The sequence below is a fragment of the Bartonella sp. AC130YNZD genome, assembly GCF_042196865.1.
Classification (GTDB): Bacteria; Pseudomonadota; Alphaproteobacteria; order Rhizobiales; family Rhizobiaceae; genus Bartonella.
Genome location: NZ_JBHIQZ010000024.1, coordinates 1 through 18499, shown reverse-complemented (window position 1 = coordinate 18499; position 18499 = coordinate 1). Strand labels below are relative to the sequence as shown.

Annotated in this window: 18 protein-coding genes; 8 read left to right on the top strand and 10 right to left on the bottom strand. The window is 38.0% G+C overall.

Annotated features, from left to right (window positions below; all coding sequences use genetic code 11):
* Positions 1-78: 78 nt before the first annotated feature.
* Positions 79-1245: a tyrosine-type recombinase/integrase gene (locus ACFINU_RS07770; protein WP_375667517.1), complete on the bottom strand. Its 1167-nt coding sequence runs from the start codon at positions 1243-1245 to the stop codon at positions 79-81.
* Between the two features lie 682 nt (positions 1246-1927).
* On the opposite strand from ACFINU_RS07770, the gene ACFINU_RS07765 reads away from it, so the two are divergent.
* The 3 genes from ACFINU_RS07765 (at position 1928) to ACFINU_RS07755 (ending at position 7556) form a co-directional block, all read left to right on the top strand.
* Complete coding sequence (locus ACFINU_RS07765; protein WP_375618625.1) at positions 1928-3724, top strand: porin; 1797 nt, start codon at positions 1928-1930, stop codon at positions 3722-3724.
* 247 nt (positions 3725-3971) lie between these two features.
* Positions 3972-6887, top strand: coding sequence for an isoleucine--tRNA ligase (gene ileS / locus ACFINU_RS07760; RefSeq protein ID WP_375667515.1), 2916 nt, complete (start codon positions 3972-3974; stop codon positions 6885-6887).
* A gap of 177 nt (positions 6888-7064) precedes the next feature.
* The gene (locus ACFINU_RS07755; protein ID WP_375612104.1) at positions 7065-7556 is read left to right on the top strand and encodes a hypothetical protein; all 492 of its coding nucleotides are present in this window, start codon (positions 7065-7067) and stop codon (positions 7554-7556) included.
* A gap of 653 nt (positions 7557-8209) precedes the next feature.
* Here ACFINU_RS07755 and ACFINU_RS07750 read toward each other — a convergent pair.
* Complete coding sequence (locus ACFINU_RS07750) at positions 8210-8656, bottom strand: nucleoside deaminase (protein ID WP_375618627.1); 447 nt, start codon at positions 8654-8656, stop codon at positions 8210-8212.
* 269 nt (positions 8657-8925) lie between these two features.
* Here ACFINU_RS07750 and ACFINU_RS07745 point away from each other — a divergent pair, with 269 nt between their 5' ends.
* Together ACFINU_RS07745 and rsmD are read left to right on the top strand one after the other, a co-directional pair.
* Positions 8926-10326, top strand: a complete 1401-nt coding sequence (locus tag ACFINU_RS07745; RefSeq protein ID WP_375667512.1) for a pseudouridine synthase — start codon at positions 8926-8928, stop codon at positions 10324-10326.
* Positions 10307-10873, top strand: a complete 567-nt coding sequence (gene rsmD / locus ACFINU_RS07740; protein ID WP_375618629.1) for a 16S rRNA (guanine(966)-N(2))-methyltransferase RsmD — start codon at positions 10307-10309, stop codon at positions 10871-10873. The genes ACFINU_RS07745 and rsmD overlap by 20 nt, the downstream gene beginning before the upstream one ends.
* Before the next feature lie 704 nt (positions 10874-11577).
* Here rsmD and ACFINU_RS07735 read toward each other — a convergent pair.
* The 8 genes from ACFINU_RS07735 to ACFINU_RS07700 all read right to left on the bottom strand — a co-directional run bounded on the left by ACFINU_RS07735 (position 11578) and on the right by ACFINU_RS07700 (position 16777).
* Positions 11578-12621 (bottom strand): tyrosine-type recombinase/integrase, encoded by a 1044-nt coding sequence (locus ACFINU_RS07735; protein WP_375618630.1) that lies wholly within the window; start codon positions 12619-12621, stop codon positions 11578-11580.
* Positions 12622-12629: 8 nt separating this feature from the next.
* Complete coding sequence (locus tag ACFINU_RS07730) at positions 12630-12842, bottom strand: hypothetical protein (protein WP_375618631.1); 213 nt, start codon at positions 12840-12842, stop codon at positions 12630-12632.
* A gap of 141 nt (positions 12843-12983) precedes the next feature.
* On the bottom strand, positions 12984-13472 hold the full coding sequence (locus ACFINU_RS07725) for a DUF488 family protein (RefSeq protein WP_375618632.1): 489 nt from the start codon (positions 13470-13472) through the stop codon (positions 12984-12986).
* A gap of 68 nt (positions 13473-13540) precedes the next feature.
* On the bottom strand, positions 13541-14164 hold the full coding sequence (locus tag ACFINU_RS07720) for a lambda exonuclease family protein (RefSeq protein ID WP_375618633.1): 624 nt from the start codon (positions 14162-14164) through the stop codon (positions 13541-13543).
* 1 nt (position 14165) lies between these two features.
* Positions 14166-14993, bottom strand: coding sequence for a phage recombination protein Bet (gene bet, locus ACFINU_RS07715; RefSeq protein WP_375618634.1), 828 nt, complete (start codon positions 14991-14993; stop codon positions 14166-14168).
* Between the two features lie 12 nt (positions 14994-15005).
* The gene (locus tag ACFINU_RS07710) at positions 15006-15752 is read right to left on the bottom strand and encodes an antA/AntB antirepressor family protein (RefSeq protein WP_375618635.1); all 747 of its coding nucleotides are present in this window, start codon (positions 15750-15752) and stop codon (positions 15006-15008) included.
* 47 nt (positions 15753-15799) lie between these two features.
* A complete protein-coding gene (locus ACFINU_RS07705; protein ID WP_375667510.1) occupies positions 15800-16219 on the bottom strand; it encodes a hypothetical protein in 420 nt (139 codons plus the stop codon).
* Between the two features lie 237 nt (positions 16220-16456).
* Positions 16457-16777, bottom strand: coding sequence for a helix-turn-helix domain-containing protein (locus ACFINU_RS07700; protein ID WP_375612651.1), 321 nt, complete (start codon positions 16775-16777; stop codon positions 16457-16459).
* Positions 16778-16879: 102 nt separating this feature from the next.
* Between ACFINU_RS07700 and ACFINU_RS07695 the strand changes: the two genes are divergently transcribed.
* The 3 genes from ACFINU_RS07695 (at position 16880) to ACFINU_RS07685 (ending at position 18361) form a co-directional block, all read left to right on the top strand.
* Positions 16880-17209, top strand: a complete 330-nt coding sequence (locus tag ACFINU_RS07695; RefSeq protein WP_375618640.1) for a hypothetical protein — start codon at positions 16880-16882, stop codon at positions 17207-17209.
* A 10-nt stretch (positions 17210-17219) separates the two neighbouring features.
* On the top strand, positions 17220-17636 hold the full coding sequence (locus tag ACFINU_RS07690; protein ID WP_375618637.1) for a hypothetical protein: 417 nt from the start codon (positions 17220-17222) through the stop codon (positions 17634-17636).
* A 248-nt stretch (positions 17637-17884) separates the two neighbouring features.
* Positions 17885-18361, top strand: a complete 477-nt coding sequence (locus ACFINU_RS07685; RefSeq protein WP_375618639.1) for a crossover junction endodeoxyribonuclease RuvC — start codon at positions 17885-17887, stop codon at positions 18359-18361.
* Positions 18362-18499: the final 138 nt, after the last annotated feature.

Sequence of the window (18499 nt, the reverse complement as noted above, 5' to 3'; positions counted from 1 at the left end):
GATGAATCTTATTGAGAAAGAATGAGAGAAAAGAGAGCTAAAGTTATCCACAGATAATGGGGTTATTCACCCCATATTTTAGGTTTGACCAGTGACATAAGCCGCCCATTTATCCATATAGATACGGCGCTGTTCTAGATAGTCAGTACGACGATAGGAGCGCTCTACTTGCCCTCCTACTGTATGACTTAGAATAGTTTCAGCGACTTCATAGGGGGCATCGGTTGTTTCAGCAAGCCAATTGCGTAAACTAGAGCGAAAGCCATGGGGGCAGGCTTCAAGGTTATTGTCTCTCATATACTTTGACATAACCATAGGTGAAATAGGAGCCCGACTAGAAAAAGAAAAGATGAAATTACTTTTAGAGATACAACGGGCTTGTTCTATCACTTTCATTGCCTCTGATGATAAGGGGACGCGAAATTCTGTTGTAGCATCGCGCTTTCCTTTCATATTTTCAGCAGGTATGATCCATATATCTCCATCAATCTGATCTTCACGAATATGACGTAAAGGATTGGTACGAACCCCTGTCAGAATAAGCAACCGCAGAGCCAGTTGTGTTAAGGTTGTTGTTTGGCAAAGCGTTTTATAAAAAGCGGGAACATCTTTCCAATCCATTGCTGGTAAGTTTTTGATTTTATGGCGTTGTTTGCCTAAGAGAGCTTGTGCTTTTGTTACTGCTTGTAAATCAACATCCAAACCCAAAGCAGCCGCATGTTTGAGACAAAGATTGAGACGAATGAGAGCTCTACGCGCTGTAACAGCTTTTGTATGCCAGATAGGGGCAATAGTGTTGCGTATCTCAGTTTGTGTAATCTCAGAAACCGGCAGACAACCTAATTTAGGGAGAATATGAAGGCGTAAAGGTAAAAACCAATCTCCATCTTTACCATCATTCTTGAGTTCAGCTTTCCGGCTTTCAAAAGCCTCTAAAGCAATATCTTTTAAATAATGAAGATTACGCATTGCTTCACGCTTTTGTTTATTGCGTTCTTTAATGGGGTCACGCCCCTCATGCAAAACAGAACGCCATCCTGTTGCCAATTCACGGGCTTGTTTTAAAGAAACATCTCTCAAAACACCCAATCCCATTTCGCGGCGCCGACCATGAATGGTATAACGATAAAGCCATTGAGCACCTCGATCTTTACGCTTATGAAGTAACAAGCCGGCACCATCGTTATATTTGCCAGACCCCAATGTTGCGACAGATCTTGCATTAAGACGATTCATAAGAACCATTTTTAATCCTTTCTTATACAGTTTTTACCCACACACTCATCCCACTTGTTATGTGCAAATGAGTGATTTTGATTAATACAACATGGAACAGATTTTAAATGATAGAATCCTACAGTATTAGTTTTTTCATTCAATATGAAAACAATAAGTTATCATTATAAATCAAAGTGATGTGGCGTGATGAAGATGCTTATGCAAAGAATCTAAAAGTTTTTTTGCGAGTGTTTGAATAAGTTCTTTGTTTTCTGAATTTTAGATACAAAATACTATTGCTAAAGTACTAAAAGTAGATCATGCTGATAAATAGATGAAACTTTGATGGCGCTTGGTTTTAAAAAAGACAATATTTGATTTCACTGTTTGCGCGGGCATTAATTTTGCAATAACAGATGATAGTTTATTGCGTGCAGAATACTGTTATTCAGATTTCGGTAAAAAGAAATTTATAAAAGAATATTATCATTAACAGTTATACGAAAATTTAATGAAAATGAATCCAACTTTAAGACACATAATTCTAGTGTGATTTAGTTTACAAATTCTCATTGAATGCAAAATTAAAAGTTTAAGAAGCCTTATTTTCAAAAAATCTTTATTTTTTTGTGAGTGTGTCATTTTTGCTACAGATATTTCAGAAAAGATGCTCTATATGAATTTCATTTTGGATATTTGGAGAGATTTTATGAATACAAAACGTTTAATAACAGCGTCTATTTTTTCTTTAATTTCAGCGTCTACAGCACTAGCTGCTGATGTTATGATTCCTCATCAGCCAGCATCATCGACTACTTCTACCATTGTTGCACCTACTTTTTCATGGACAGGTCTTTATTTAGGTGTCCAAGCTGGTGGTTTTTCGAGCAAAGCTGATGTGGCTCTTGTTGGTCAAGAAAAGAGTTTACCACTGGATAAAGAGTTCTCTCCTAAACTTTCAGGTTTTGTAGGTGGTTTTTATGCAGGTTCTAATATTGATCTCGGTGATAACTTTATTTTTGGCATCGATACGGATTTAATGATATCTGGAAAAAAACACACAAAGACCATTACCATAGGTGCGGCTGATAACACTACAGTAGAAAATGCAGTCGTAAGATCCCGCAGATCAGCAAGCCTACCAACGCTTCAACCAACACAAGAAGCAATAGGAACACAGGCACAAACGCAAGCAGCAAAAGCCGCTTCAGGAGGATCTGCAGGTGCAGGAACACCTGCTGGTGCAGGAGCTGCAGTAGTAGGGACGCCAGCAACAGGATCTGCGTCAGGAAAACTTGCACCAGCAGCCTCAGAAGCAGTGCAATCCAAACAAACAGGCGATGTTAATTCAACAAAAACGCCAGTAGTGTCAACTCTACCATCAAAAACGTTAACATCTGAATCGTCAGGAGTACAAGCAGTTTCCGCTAATCAAGTAACAAAACCACAAGCAGGAACGACTACAACGACAGTATTAAAGGAGAGAATACAAGCAGCTGATACATCTAAACTAACACTCTCCAGTACAGGGACAAAATCAGTGCAATTGCCATCGTCCTCATCAGGAAGATCAGATACAGGAGGGGCATCGGTAGGTAGATCACAACCAGCTGCACCTAAATCGACATCCCTTACAACAGGAGCAGGAACATCAGTGCAGTCAGCATCGCGATCAGCTACTGTATCAGTAGTGCCTGCACCAGTAAAACCTACTGTAACAACACCAGAAGTACAGCCAGCAGTAAAAGCACCTACACCGGTACAATCTGTATCACAACCATCAGCAGAAAAAACAGTACCGAGTTCATCACTTGTACTCGCGAGATCAGGGTCAACCTCTGATTCAGCAAAATATTCCAATGGAACAAGCGGAGCCCAAAACGGAGGTCATCATAGTTCTTCCCATGGTAGCGGAAATGCTAATTCGCATGGTGCACCTCATGCAGGTGGGCGTAGCTCTGGTGCTCATCCGAATGGTACTAATCCACATGCTTCTCGTTCTCATGGTGGACAGAATATGTCTGGACACGCTGCACAAAGTACACAAGCGGTGGATAAGAACGATTCCAGTATATATGCTATAGAACAAATAAAAAAGATGGCTTCTGAACTTGGTCTTGATCAAGAGGATGAAGTTGAAACTTTAAATCATACTTTCAAACAAAATTGGGGTGGTGCTACACGGGTACGTATTGGTTTTGCTGCTGATCGCTTTATGCCTTATCTTGCTGGCGGTATTGCTTATGGGCAGTTCCAAGACACTGTATCAATATTCGTTAAGGATGAGGATGGAAGAGTCGTTTCTTCTAAGAACTTATCTGATGAAACAAAAACCATGATTGGTTACACACTTGGTGGTGGCGTTGATTTCTCGGTTTTGGATAATGTGATTGTACGTGCAGAATATCGTTACTCTGATTTTGGTAAAAAGAAATTTGCAAAGGAAAAACTTGAAGTTAACTACAAAACCAATGATTTCCGTGTTGGTGTAGCTTATAAATTCTAATTTTTAAAAGAGTAAATTTCTAAAAGGCTCCACTATTAGTGGAGCCTTTATTTTTAAAAGATCAATTTTTGGTTTCTTTTCTTGTGAATTTCATGATAAAGCCCATAGATTGTGATGATATATTTTCCTGATCGCTGCTTAATACGAATGATAAGCTCGGCTTTCCCTATAGATAAAAACCAGAGTTGCAGGGTTCAGGGAAGTTATGCAAAAATGAAATCGTAAAAGTGGACAGGAATATTTCACAATGGCTGTGAAAAATGAAACAATAGATTATTCAAAAACTCTTTATCTCCCACAGACAAATTTTCCTATGCGTGCAGGGCTTCCGCAAAAAGAGCTTGAATTGATGGCGCGTTGGGAAGATATGGGGCTTTATGCGCAATTGCGCCAACAAGCAAAAGATCGTCCATTTTATATTCTTCATGATGGTCCACCTTATGCAAATGGTCATATTCATATTGGGCATGCCTTAAACAAAGTTCTAAAGGATGTGGTTGTCCGTTCATTCCAAATGCGCGGTTTTAATGCAAATTATGTACCTGGTTGGGATTGCCATGGGCTTCCAATTGAATGGAAAATTGAAGAAAAATATCGAGCACAAGGAAAAAATAAGGATGAGGTACCTCTTAACGAGTTTCGTAAAGAATGCCGTGAATTTGCACAGCATTGGGTAACCGTTCAAAGTGAAGAATTTAAACGCCTTGGTGTTGTGGGAGATTTTAACGCGCCTTATACTACAATGGCTTTTCATGCAGAAGCACGCATTGCCAGTGAATTGATAAAATTTGCTATGTTAGATCAGATTTATCGTGGTTCCAAGCCGGTGATGTGGTCTGTTGTAGAGCGTACGGCTTTGGCAGAGGCTGAGATTGAATATCATGATCATGAATCAGAGATGCTTTGGGTTAAGTTTCCTGTCTTTGAAGCAAATTCTGATGATTTATATGGTGCTTATGTCGTCATTTGGACAACAACGCCGTGGACAATTCCAAGCAATCGTGCAGTGAGTTATTCTTCGCAGATTTCTTATGGTATTTACGAAGTTGAAAGTACTGAAAATGATTTTGGTCCTCAAGCCGGAGAAAAACTTCTCTTTGCTGATGCATTAGCTATGAGTTGTGCAGAAAAAGCCAAACTTGTTTTGAAGCGTTTGCGTGTTATTTCTGCTGAAGAATTGAAAGCTCTTGTTCTTTCTCATCCACTCAAAGGTTTGGCTGGGGGCTATAACTTTAAAATTCCATTGCTTGATGGTTCGCACGTAACAGAGAGTGCTGGTACAGGTTTTGTTCATACAGCACCAAGCCATGGGCGTGAGGATTTTGAAATTTGGAATGATTATAAGTCCTTACTGGAGCAAGCGGGGATTGATTCATCTATACCGTTTCCTGTTGATGATGCAGGGTTCTATACGAAAGATGTTCCAGGTTTAGGACCAGATCGTGAAGGAGGACCTGCACGTGTTATTGATGATAATGGAAAAATGGGTGATGCCAATAAAGAGATCATTAACGCTTTAATTAAAGCAGATCGATTGTTTGCACGGGGGCGTTTAAAGCATTCCTATCCCCATAGTTGGCGTTCAAAAAAACCCGTTATTTTTCGCAATACACCACAATGGTTTATTTCAATGGATAAAGATTTTGGGGATGGTTCAACTTTACGTAGTCGGGCTTTGGAAGCTGTTTCAAAAACGCGTTTTGTGCCGTCTTCTGGACAAAACCGCCTAGCTTCTATGATAGAAGATCGTCCTGATTGGGTTCTTTCTCGTCAGCGTTCTTGGGGTGTTCCTATTTGTATTTTTGCGAATGAGGATGGTGTTATTCTAAAAGATGAAGGTGTGAACGAGCGTATTTTACGGGCTTTTGAAGCAGAAGGGGCAGATGCATGGTTTGCTGAAGGAGCACGTGAACGTTTTTTAGGTGAGCGTGCACATGAGCCTTGGGTACAGGTTTATGATATTTTGGATGTTTGGTTTGATTCTGGAGCCAGCCATAGCTTTGTGTTAGAAGATCGGGCTGATTTGAAATGGCCTGCTGATGTTTATTTTGAAGGTTCAGATCAACATCGCGGATGGTTCCAATCTTCTCTTTTGGAAAGCTGTGGTACGCGTGCTTGTTCTCCCTATAAGTCCGTGATCACACACGGTTTTACTTTGGATGAGAATGGTAAAAAAATGTCTAAATCTTTAGGCAATACGGTTGTTCCGCAAGAGATCATTAAAACATCTGGAGCTGATATTTTTCGTCTCTGGGTTATGACAACCGATTATTGGGAAGATCAGCGTTTAGGCAAAAAAATACTTCAAACAAATGTGGATTCATATCGTAAACTACGCAATGCAATTCGTTGGATGCTAGGAACTTTAGCACATGATGATGGAGAAGAAGTATCTTATGGTGCACTGCCGGATCTTGAAAAATTTATATTGCATAGGCTTTTTGAACTTGATCAGTTGATTAATCGCGCTTACGATGAATTTGATTTTAAAAAGATTATGCGTGCATTATTGGATTTTTCAATCATTGAGTTATCGGCATTTTATTTTGATATCCGCAAGGATTCTCTTTATTGTGATGCGCCTTCATCAAAAAAACGCAAGGCCTCCTTGCAGGTTGTCCGTGAGATTTTTGAGCGTATGGTAATATGGCTTGCTCCAATGTTACCTTTTACTATGGAGGAAGCTTGGTTAGAGCGTTACCCAGAAAGCCAATCGGTGCATTTGGAACAATTTCGCTCTGTACCAGAAGAATGGCAAAACCAATCTTTGGCTGAGCGTTGGAAAAAAATTCGGCAGGTCCGTAAAGTTGTGACAGGTGCTTTAGAGCTTGAACGTGCTAATAAGCGTATTGGATCCTCTTTGGAAGCTGCGCCTATTGTTTTTATTTCCAATCTGGTTTTACAAGAGGCATTAGAAAATGTGGATATGGCGGAGATCTGTATTACCAGTGCACTCACAATTACGCAGGACACAATACCTTCTGATGCTTTTACTTTGAATGATGTTGAAGGTGTTGGTGTATATCCAGAGAAGGCATTAGGAAAAAAATGTGCTCGATCATGGCGTTATACACAAGATGTTGGAAGTGATCCAGCTTATCCGGATGTATCTGCTCGTGATGCAGCTGCTTTGCGGGAATTGCAGATTCTTGGCAAGATTTAAAGTTTTAGATCAAAGGAAAGAAATGCAAGTAAATTTCTCATATTGATGAATATAGTTTTTTGTGGTACGAAAAAAATTCCGTTGTTTTATCTGCAGGGGGGAAATTTGTGTATGGACCGTTCTCTCATAAATAACGGGAATATTAATCAGCCATACACCTAGGAAATGGAATAGGCAGTGAGAAAACGTGAAATAAAAATATTTCCAATAGGAATTTTAGGGATGTGCTTTGTTTTAACGGGATGCAATTTATCCGCTCCTACCTATGGTACCAATAAACCAGTTTCAATACAGTTTTTTGAAGATGTTGCTAATATCACTTCATTAACACCAACAAATAACAGCAGCCAGATTGTTATGAAACCTCATCCAAAACTTGTAATACCAAGCCCTAGTTCACGCAGATTTTTGCCGGTACCACAACAAGATAGATCTGTCAATGAAATGGCAGCATCGAAGAAGCATCAAGGAAATACACCTTTTCCTCACAAAGGATCGTCAGTTAATGGCGTTGGTTCAGAAAATCCTTCACAGTTGAATGCGAAGCAACGACAAGAATATTTACGTCGTCAGAGAGCACAAGTTGGAAGTTCAAAATACCGTCGCTATCTCACTGAACCACCTTTAAGTTATCGCCAACCGGCAAAAACCGCACCTATTGGTCGATAGGGAAAAGACAAAACATTTAAAGTAAAGTATTTTTCCAATTACTTATGATACCAAGTTCTCATTCACGCACAGTTATAATGCTGCTGTAGGAGGGGTGTTATTCTCATGAAATAGCAAATATGGCAACAGCATCGAGAGAGTCCTTATGCGTTTCCTAACACGAAACATTTCTCAAGCTCATTTTACAACATTGCTCATGTGGATAGTATAACGTAAAATCTATTGTGCTCCAATACTTTATGCTTAGGAAGGAGAAAGTGGATACCATCATTTTATTTTACAGACTCCAATGTTGCGATAATTCTTGCATTTGAGAGCTTTCATAAGAGACATTTTTAGTCTTTTCTAAAACGTTCTTTATCCAGACGATAATTCCGCTTATGATGTGCAAGAAAGTGATTTTTACTGTTTCAATGTAATTTGAAATGAGAGTATATCTACGATATTTTGGACTTTATATTTTATATACAAAATCATGAATTATTCTTTTGAATGAATGTATCATCTAATAGAAACAATATGCAGAATTAAAAGAGAGAAAAAATGCTTCGAAATAGCTTTTGCTATATATATATATATCAGAAGAATTAACAGTCTTTTTTGAGAAGTAGGATAGTTTTTAAAGAGTGAAAGTTATGGAAGAAGAATTATTTTTAGTATCGCTTTTGTACAAAAAAGTCTTTAAGTAATTGAGCTGCTTCTTTTTCCTTGAAACCAGAATAAATTTCAGGTTTGTGATGGCAGGTTGGTTGCTGATAAAAACGTGGGCCATTTTCTATAGCACCTCCTTTGGGATCATTTGTTGCATAATAGAGACGTCGTATGCGTGCAAATGAAATGGCAGCGGCACACATAGCACAAGGTTCAAGTGTTACATAAAGATCGCAATCAGGAAGCCTTTCGCTTTGCAATGTTTCGCAAGCCATACGGATTGCGCGTATTTCTGCGTGTCCTGTAGGGTCATATGCAGATTTTATAAAGTTACCAGCGCGTGCAATGATAGCTTTTCCACGTGTAATGACAGCACCTACGGGAACTTCATCTTTTTTTGCAGCCTCTTGCGCTTCTAAAAGGGCTATTTCCATGGGCGTCAAAGTCATAATATTCTTTCTACTGAAGGTATAGAAAATCTAAAGGTTATCTCGATAAGGAATGCTATGGAATGAATAATTTATTACGCTTTTATAATGAAAAGAATACCTCTATTTTTTTAAGAGTTTAAAACAAACTTGCAAGTCGGCAGATACATTATTGTCGTTAAAGGATAGAAAATGATAAATGATTATGCTACTTCATTTTTCAGGATAAGCGGTATGGTGCATGTGAATAATTTTCTGAACATACTTGCAAAGATTGGTTTGAAACGCAAATGAATGAAAATAATGAGAGTGAACGAATTGCTAAAAGGTTAGCGCGTGCTGGTATTGCTTCGCGTCGAGATGCAGAAATGATGATTGTTGCAGGTCGTATTTCTGTGAATGGTAAAGTCGTGACAACGCCTGCTTTTAATGTTAGCCGCTCTGATGTTATTAAAGTTGATGGCAAACCTTTACCTCCTATAGAACGAACGCGTTTATGGCTTTACCATAAGCCAGCGGGTCTTGTCACCACGAACCGTGATCCTGAAGGCAGACCTACAGTATTTAGTAATTTACCAAAAGGAATGCCGCGTGTTCTTTCTGTTGGAAGGCTTGACATTAACACGGAAGGGCTTTTGCTTTTAACCAATGATGGTGGCTTAGCGCGTGTATTAGAGCTTCCTGTAACGGGGTGGGTCCGCAAATATCGCGTCCGTGCTCATGGAAGAGTAAAACAGAGTGCGCTGGATAACCTTAAAAATGGTATTGCAATTAATGGTATTTTTTATGGTTCGATTGAAGCATCAATTGAACGCGAACAAGGGTCGAATGTATGGCTTTCTGTCGCTTTGCGAGAAGGAAAAAATCGTGAAATAAAGAATGTTTTAGGGGCATTGGGATTATCAGTTAATCGATTAATACGTGTATCGTATGGTCCATTTCATCTCTCTGATTTAGAAGAAGGAGCCGTGCAAGAGTTAAAAGGGCGGATGTTACGAGATCAGTTGGGTGAGCGTTTAATTATGCAAGCCAATGCAGATTTTGATGCTCCTATTCTTAAGCCATTTTCAAATTATGCAGTTGTTGCAGAAAAGCAAAGCCAGAAAGATCTTTCTGTTGCAAATGATGGTTGGGTTTTCTCAAGTGAAAGGGCGATACGACGCCGACCAAGAGATGGTTCTGTTGAACATAGTCGCGCACGATTAAGTACAAAGTCTCACGAGAATGTAAAGAAGGAGAAAAGTGAAGAAGGAAAAGCAGAGCGTTTTCTACCGCGTTCTCGCCGTGCTAATGTTTGGATGGCTCCTGGTGCACGTCCGCAAAGTGCACGTAGAAAGCCTTCTTATAGTGAGGAGAAATCGCATGGTCATAAGAGCGATTTGGATGGTAGAAAATCATTTCATCGAAGCAAGGAAAAACTAAAAGAAAATCCGTCATACAAAGAGAAGAGGGAAAGTTTTGTTCAAAAACATGGTAAAATATCTTATGAAGAGACGCATCCCTTTGGTAAGAAAGATCGCTTTTTAAAGGATAAAGAGAAAATAATAAAAGGTGGTCATGATGAGCATTCTTTTGAGAGAAAGAAAAAGGTAAAATCGTTTGGTGGTGCTATGAAAAAATCTAAACCACATAGGGACGGTACAAAAACTTCGAAGCGATTTGGAGGTCCACGTGCGGATCATAGGCGGTAAATTTGCTGGGCGTGTTTTGTTTTCGCCTGTTAATCAGTCGATTCGCCCAACGAGTGATCGTACACGTGAAAGCCTTTTTAATATTCTTTCTAGCCGTGAAGAACAATTTTGGACCAATAAACGCATTCTTGATCTTTTTGCTGGGACTGGTGCTTTAGGCATCGAAGCGCTTTCACGTGGAGCAAAGGCTGCTGTTTTTGTTGAAAACTCGGTTGAGGGGCGTGGGGTAATTCAAAAAAATATCGAAGCCTTTGAATTACAGTCAATAGGGCGGATTTTGCGTCGAGATGCAACCAAACTCGGTAATATTGGAACAATGCTTCCATTTGATGTTATCTGCGCTGATCCTCCCTATAGCCATTGTTTAGGTGAACGTGCTTTTGTAGAAGCTTTGCGAGGAGGGTGGGCAAAAGCTGATACACTCTTCATACTTGAAGAAAAGAAAGATACAATGATTCATTTACCTGACGTCTTTTATCTAGATGATGAGCGTTTTTATGGTGAAACAGCAATACGTCTCTATAAATTACGATCGCTTACATCTTGAGAAAGTTCTTGTTTTTATCCGATAGGATGAAAAAATGCTTTTACACAGTTTTCTTCATTTTATATGGTTTTTAAAAGGTTAAGCAGAAAATCAATAAAAGATTCTAATGTTAAAGGAATTGATGAATTTTTATTAGCTTTACTATAGAAGGATGTTTTTTCTCCAATAGGATATATATTCCTCGATAATAGTTATGATCTTTTTTGTCTAATTTTTTCTGCTATACCTTAATCATCACATTTCATCAGCAGTTGAAAGCTTTAAGCTATGCAGTCTGCATTTATATCTTATATTGTTATTGTATAAATTTAAAAAAGATATTTTGTTTAGTATTGAAAATATTGTTCATTTATCCTGAATATTTGTGTGTTTAGTTTAGTAGTATCCCTTGTTGATTTAATCATTACATATTAAGTAAATCTGAGAGTATTAAGTATCTTATCGTTGTGCAGCTTTAAGGATAATTTTTTATATTATTCTTTATCAATAAAGATAAGTAATTTGTAAAAAAGGGGAGATTATCATGTTTAATTGGATATATAGTGAAGAGATTAGCACAGAAGCAAGTGCTGAGCAAATTTGGGCTATATGGGAGGACGTAGCAAAATGGCCTTCTTGGGCGTATTATATTACAATAAAATCAAATATATTGAGCAAATATGAGGGAATTTAAAGATTATTGATTCTATTATGTTTTTTTGCCTCTATCCCCCATCTTTTTGAAGCTTTTTTATGGCTTCAAGAGCTAGTCTTTTACGATCTGCGCTCTTGGTATAAAGGGATGCCATACTGTCATCTGTCCAGCCAAAAAGTGCTTTCAATTGTGAGACTGTTGCACCAGAGTTAGCTGCGCGTGTTGCTGCTAATTTTCTTAAGCCATGCGCTGATTTTTTGATGCCTGCTTGGGGACATGCTTTTAAAAACGCATGTCCAAAGCTTTCCTTGGTAAATTTTGTACCTTTTTTACCACAAATAAATGTTTCGTCACCAATAGGACCAGTTTTAAGGGTTTGTGCGAGTTCTGGTAAAATAGGCAGAAAAACGTCCGTTTTAAATTGGCTCTTTTCTGTTTTGAGATGAATGATATTATCTTTTACATCTTTCCAACCAATGCGAACGGCATCACCACGGCGTAAGCCCGTATACAAAAGAACATCAATCCAGACGCGTTCATGGGTTCCTAAAGACCAATGTTGATAATATTTTTCTATATCTGCTTCTGTCCAAGTGGGTAACCCATCTTTGTTTTTGAGAGGGGGTTTTTTAACGCCTAAAGCTGGATTACTTTCCAAAAGACCTTGGTCAATCGCCCATTTAAAAAGTCCATTAAGTGCTTTCAAAAAATTTTGAGCTGCTGCTGGCATTTCTTTGCGGCGTTCAACACCTGCTATAATATGTTTTTTTTCAATTGCTCGGTATGGAATATTTCCTATAGTATCACATACCTTCATAAGAATGAGTTCTCTTTGTTTTTTTGTATCTTTAGCGAGGCTATGCCAATTAACACTATTAAAATATTGTTTAAGCAGCCATGCAAATGACCCTTCAATCAGTTTGCCGATTTTCGGTTTTGGAGGGATTATACCTTGTAATTCGGCAAGGGCGCTTTTGTAGTTGTCAACAAACTCTTGCGTTCCATAAGTTCCGCGTATTCTAATACGTTTTCCATGACCAATACGTACATACCATACGATTTTGCCATGTTGGGTAATTTGTTTAACGAGATGAGGGGGGCGTGGTTTTGGCATGGGAACACCTATAAGACGATATCAAATTCATAATCATCACGAGATAAATTCCATATTTTATTAGGATGTGCTGTTGAATTTGGTAATGGGATATCGGATTTCAGATAGATAAGTAGTTCACCGGTAGGTTTGATTTCTATGAGTTCGCATTTTTGCTTTTTTGCTTCTCTTAAAGCTCGTGCAATGGCTGGTTGTGTTATGGTAGCAGGGCGCGGCGCCATGTCATTTCTCCTTACATTGAGACGTAATTCACCCGTTTCGTGAATCACGCATTACTTGAAAGTGTTAGGAAGGGTGGGGGTGCTAGGAGGCATTTGTGAAGAGAAGCACCTCCATATGTAAAAAATCTGTAAGTTTATTTTTTAGATGTGCTTAATTTCATATTTCCAATCAGGCAATTGAGTAAGAGCTAATGCGAGCTGTCCTCTATGACACATGCATACATTGGCTTCAAAACAGGTGATTGCAACGCGCTTTTTGTTTAAAAATATTTGATATAATTTGTTTATTGCACAAGAATTATTCTTGAGAGTTGTATTTCGATAATTTTTAAAAAGGCGGTCATAATCTTTTTGTGTTTTCAAATTTCTTCGTTTTTCAGAGGCAATTCCAAGTTCAGGCATATGCATATATTCAATATCAATGTTGCTTACAGCTTGCTCTAATTGTCTTTTTGAAAATCCGTGTTTTCTACTTATTGGATTTTTACGAACATCACATAAAGTTTTGATATTGTTTTCTATGAGACAACTAAGATAATTCTCAAGGGACCTACCTTCATAGCCAAGGGTAAAAAAACAAAATTCCTCATCTTTAGCAGGCTGTATGATAATATGTTCGATGTTACACACGTTTAATTTCCTTATGTGAAAGGGTGGGGGTGATTGTAGATATGCGTTAAACAACACCCCCATAAGGGTTAAGCAGCTTTTGTAGAGAGTTGTTTTATCTCACGTTCTATTTCAGCTAAAAAGGCTTGAACAGCTTGATTGATTTGTTCAATTTGTTTGTCATCACGGTAGATGCGTTTGATTTTCATACGCAAATGAGATGAATCCCCCGTAAAACGTGGATCATAACTGATAAAATCACACCATTGACGTTCTGTACACGCCATTTGGAATTGCATTTGCGCGTGATATTCTGGTTTGATCTCGTTATCTATACAAAAGCGCATATGGTTTGCGGATCTCGGGCATTTGATTTCGATTAACCCGTTTTCACCAATAAGCCCATCAGGGCTTGCCCCCGCCATTTTGAGTGTGGGGTGTTGGATAAAGCCGCATTGAGAGATCTCTGTATCATAAATGAATGCATATTCTTTGAGTGCATCTTCTTCATGTTCAATGCCCCAACGCATATCTTCGGTTTCATAATGGGGGCTGGTTTCACCAGTTAAACGTTCTGTTATGAGTTTGATTTTGTAGTCTTCATATTTGCTTGTAGGCAATCCTTTCGCTGTTTTACTCAGGACGTTGTAAATGTTTGAAGCGGTAACTTTGCCTAGCCTTGCTTGAAACCATTGTGCTGTTCTTTGTTCCATCTCACACCGCCGTTTCTTGTTGAGTTGGCGCATATTCAATATCTTGGACGTGAATATATTCGGCATCTTGTATAGGGGCGTTTATTTGTTCTTGTGGAGGGAGGTATTCGAGAGCTTTGTCTCTTTGGATATTTTGCTTTTTTTCTAAAAGTCCTAAAACCTCTTGTGCTTTTTCAAAAGACAGATCTGTTAGTTTTTCTACGTTCGCGTAAGAGAGAAGATTATTTTCATTCGTTCCAGTCTCTTTAATTAACAGTTTGATTTGTTCGAGCATGGCATGAGAAACAAGTTGTCCTTGTGTGGTATTATTAATACGAGCCGCTTCATCTTCTTCATAAATACCGGAAAAACCGAAAGCATAGCGAGCACATTGTATAGTTGCTTTATGACGTAACATGCGTGCTGGATATTTTTCCCATGGGTCACTTTTTTCTTGTTTGCATTCGTTTAAATATTCGGTGACTTCGATAGGGTCTTTAATGCCTTTGAGACGAATAGCACATTTAATGGCAATTAAATTTCCATCTTTATCGAGTTGATCTTGAAAAGTCATGCCATCAAATTTAGGATTAGATTTAATGATCTTAATCCAGCCATCAATAGAGACAACAGGGATCATGCCGCCGAATTTTTTAGGGATTATATAGATCTCTTTTGTTAGAGGATTGAGACCATATTTATTGGCAATAAAAAGAAAAATAGCAAATTCTTCATCAGTGATGTTTTGGGCGTTTTTATTGCCAATACAAATTTTCATGATAGCCTTTTGAAACTCATGATCAGAAAATCCGTATTTTTTTGCCATAGTGGCTAATTGTGAATTTGTCATGTTTGTTTCCTTTTAATGCGTGCTTTGTCGTTTTATCTCTTGAGACAGCAGCCCCATGCCTTTTGTTGTGATTTTTGCGGAAGGAATGACTTTTTCAGTTCCCTTTTCGGTTTGAATAGTGTTGGTTGAGCAATCCATAAGACCTTTTTGGATTTTGTCTTGATAAGGCAATAAGTGAGCGCCGAAAGTGCGTCGATAAACCCATCTTTTTTTCTGTAAGAAGAGAATGAACTGTTTTGGTTGCATTTCGAGAATTTTAGCTGCTTCAGTCAGACCGAAGAGCCCATCAGAGCGTTGCAAGCTTTCCAAAGCCATTGCTTTTGGTTTTAGATATTCAATGAGAGTATCTTGTTGATCTATTTGACTTTGTAGGTAATTCAAAAAGCCAATCATAGCTTTTGGACTGGAATAGTCGATTTGTTGTGGTGTTACTGCCTGCTTTGCACGCCGTTCACATTCGATAAAGTATAAACGAGCCTCTCTACCTTTCTTATTGTTCTCAATCATAGAAAGCTCTTTCGCTACATTTAAGGTGAGAGCATAATCTTTAGAGGGACGACCACCTTGGAGGTTTTCCCCAAAATTGGTGAAAACTATATAATCCTTATTTTCTAATAAGTTATATTTGTTGATGCGGTTTTTAATCCAAGTAGAGAAATCTTTACCTACCTCCAAAAAGGCATGCAATTCACGTGCGTTTACTGTTTGAACGTCTTCTCCGTTAATCGTGTTATTTGTAATAGCGATAGGATTATTCATAAGTTTACTCCGTCCGATATTTAATAAGAGGAAAGAGGAGGGCGCTTTTAGAAACGCCCTCTGTAGTGTGTATAGTGTGGGTAGTTTGGAATGACATCCGAAAGAGTTAACCGGTGCTGCTGTTCATAAGTCCCGTAAGTTTCATCTTCATATCGCTGTTGTTCGATTTCTTCTAAAAAAAAACCGTATGCGTTACTGTCTTTAACAAAGTCGTGAGGTATGTTTCCATTGAAACACTGTTCTTCACATTCTTTCAGATAGCATTCTGCAAGATCTTCAGAGATATCTTCACAACGATTAGTTTTTGGTTCGATACGGAAGATTTGGACAGCATTATCGGTTTGATCAATAACTTTGATCATGTCCTTTTCTTCTAAGAAAGGTCCCGCTTTAGCGAGATTTTGTTCTTCATTTTCACAGATGACTAAGAGAATTTCATCAGAATTGATAAACACTGGTTTTTTCACAAATGCCTCCATACAGCCTATTGGCAAAAGTTATTTTCTAAGATATGGAGAAATTAATACGTTTTTCGTAATCATATGTCAATAGATAAAATACGAAAAACGTATTTTTATTTTTATAAATCTATTCGATTTTGTTTATATCATTAATGTTAATGAGGTGCTTATGATAAAAAGTATAAAAGAAAAGCAGCTAGCCATCATGCTAAATAAATTAACCGAATGTGAAAAAAAAAGCTTTTATGAATTTCTTGCTGCGAGCAGAGATTTTAAAAGATCCTCGACAATCTTCTTTTCAGAATCATTCGCTTGTGAATATAAATAAAGAAAATCATCAGAGTAAGGTCCAGAAATAGGTGAAGAATCTTTAAAAAACTCCATAATTTTAACTAATTCATCTGCCTTAATATCCCTCATTTCCCTATTTGTATTAAGATTAATCATATTGGATATAGCTGGTCTTCTTATACCAAGATGGGCGGCAAGCTTAGCTTGGCTCCCTCGTCCCATTTTATCAAGTTCTTTTTTTATCCAAATTTTTAGCTCTTTTTGCCTAATCATAATTAAGTTTATTCCTTATTTTTAAAGTACTTACAATATAAAAATACAAATGATACGTTTTTCGTATTGACTAAATATTTTGGATATCGTATTTTTATCGCTATGATAAAAACATATACGAAAACCGCAAAACTCATAATTGAGTATCTAGGTGGCTATAAAAAAGTTGCTGATATTGTTAATCGCAATGTTATTGTAATTAGAAAATGGACTTATCCTTTTGAAAAGCGAGAGGGTAAAGGCGGCATTATTCCAGCTAAATACCAAATTATGCTTTTAAATTATGCGCGCGATCATGGGATAGATTTGCGCCCCGAAGATTTTTTTTACCCCGAGCGCTTGCAGTCATTAATGCAAGAGCAAGTCCCCCCATTTTCGAACATTTGCAAGAGCCGCGGTGTTGATCACACCGGCGATAGTTTGCAGCCTTAAGGAGATCAAAATGATTTCAAATGAAATAATATTGATAGTTGTGTGTGTAGTGTTTGGCGTCTTGCTTTTTAGTGGAGTGATGTTTCGTTTTGCTTTGTATTATCGAGATCAAGTTAAAAAGCTTAAAGAGTTTATTGAAAGTCAAGAATTTCGAATTGAGGTTTTAAAAGAAGAACTCAACGTCACTAAGAAGATCATTGATGAGTGTGGTGAGGATATCAAAAAATATGAAAAGGAAATTAAAGCACTGAAGCAGAAGATAGATGAGTATGAAGAAGCGTTCAAACGGAAAGATGATCTTATAGATATACTAAAAGCAGAATCCCAATCACGCGATAAGGAAATTGAGAGGCTTACACAAGAGCTTAAGCAGCGTGGTGAAGCTGTAAAAGAAAAATCTCATAAAAATAAGAAGAAAGGTAAGTGAGGAGTGAGATGGGCTTAATTGCGCTTCTTATATCTTGTTATGCAGCTTATACTGCTTTTAAAACCACAAAAAGGCTTAGACAAGAGATAGATGAAAAAGACGAAATAATAAACGAGCGAGAAAGGCTTATTCAAAAATTATCTCGTTCTAACATTTCTTATTGTGTGAATTGCAGTAAAATTGTGTGCAGAGAAGTCGTTTAAAGCGCCATTCTAAGAAAAAATAATCATTAAATGCTGGTGATTTAGATGCTTTCTACAATCCTTTGTTTTGATCTAGGTACGAAGATGGGGTGGGCGATACGTGGAGGGGACGATAGTATCATAAGTGGTACCATTAATTTTCACCCCCGTCGTTTTGAAGGCGGTGGGATGCGTTATTTACGCTTTAAGCAATGGCTTAATGAAATAAAGCAGACAGCAGGTCAAATTGACGCGGTGTATTTTGAGGAGGTGAGGCGTCATGTTGGCACCGATGCAGCGCATATTTACGGTGGTTTACTAGCAACATTAACGGCGTGGTGTGAACATCATCAGATACCGTATGAGGGGATACCGGTAAGTACGATTAAGAAAGCGACGACGGGGAAGGGGAATGCGTCAAAAGAAGAGATGATAGAGGCCATGTGTATTAAAGGGCACAAGCCATGTGATGATAATGAAGCAGATGCTTTAGCGATTTTACATTTAGTTAAAGGAAGGGAGATCTCAAATGATGTCCAGTAATAGTAATAAAGTGGCGTTTGTAAAATTTAGTACAGATCAGTTTTTAAAAGATCTCATGGGCTTAAAAGCGACCGAGAAGGCTGTTTATACAACACTTGTGTTGCTAATGAATGATAGGAAAGCGCCTCTTATAAATAA